A 1,056-nucleotide genomic window follows, 5' to 3' on the forward strand; every position below is an offset into this window, starting at 1 on the left:
GGCATTGTTGCACTTATCGGTGAGGCGGATTCACGTCGTGAATCCTGAGTGTTAGGTTCGGGCCATGCCGAAGCCTTCCTCTCCCCGCTATCGCACGACGAACTGGCCCGACTACAATGCTGCCCTGCGCCGCCGGGGTTCGCTCTCCATCTGGTTCGACCCGACAATGGCCTGGGATGCAGCGAAGACCGGTAAGCGTGGCCATCCCGAGACCTTCTCTGAAAGCGCTATCCAGACCTGCCTGACGCTGAAGGTGTTATTTGGCCTGCCGCTGAGGCAGACGGTCGGGCTGGTTGCCAGCCTAATCGAGATGGCAGGGTTGGACTGGCCGGTTCCGGATTACTCCACGCTCTGCCGGCGCCAGGCCCGGCTTACGGTGCAGATCCCTTACCGCCGTCCGGACGGCCCTGTGACCCTGCTCGTTGATAGCACCGGCATCAAGTTCCGCGGCGACGGTGAATGGCAAGCACGCAAGCATGGGACTTCGCGCCGCAGGCAATGGCGCAAGGTCCATATTGGCGTGGACGCGCAGACCGGTGATGTCCGGGCAGTAGAATTCACCTCCAGTCGGCAAGGCGACAGCCCGATGCTGCCAGACCTGTTGGCGCAGATCCCCGAGGAGGAGGAGATCGGCAGTGTCACCGCCGACGGTGCCTATGACACCAGACGATGCCATGGGGCGATCGTCGAACGTGGGGCCGAAGCGCGCATCCCCATCCGCCGGAACGGTCGCGCCTGGAAAGAGGATTGTCCGGCCGCCCGCGTCCGCAACGACATCCTGCGTGAGACACGACGCCTGGGGCGCGCCAACTGGAAACGCTCGGTCGGCTACCACGTCCGAAGTCGGGTCGAGGCGCGGATGAACTGCCTCAAGGCGTTCGGCGAACGCATCGCCTCCCGCCACCCGGATCGACAGACCGCAGAGGTCCAGATCCGAATTGCCATCATGAACAAATATAATGCTCTCGGCACCGCCGAGATCACTGACGTGGGATGAAGGTCACCCGGGAAAGGGGAAGATCGGCCTCCTGCCGATTAGCGCAACAACGCCATGCC

At 63.3% G+C, this 1,056-nt stretch carries 1 protein-coding gene; it reads left to right on the forward strand.

The features are described from left to right. The first annotated feature begins 64 nt into the window (after positions 1 to 64). On the forward strand, positions 65 to 997 hold the full coding sequence (locus CDV49_RS18675; protein ID WP_088216827.1) for an IS5 family transposase: 933 nt from the start codon (positions 65 to 67) through the stop codon (positions 995 to 997). Positions 998 to 1,056: the final 59 nt, after the last annotated feature.

It is taken from the genome of Haematobacter genomosp. 1, from assembly GCF_002196855.1.
Taxonomy (GTDB): domain Bacteria; phylum Pseudomonadota; class Alphaproteobacteria; order Rhodobacterales; family Rhodobacteraceae; genus Haematobacter.

Excerpts from the sequence above, each read along its gene's own strand:
- CDV49_RS18675 (WP_088216827.1), top strand. The coding sequence starts at position 65 with ATGCCGAAGCCTTCCTCTCCCCGCTATCGCACGACGAACTGGCCCGAC.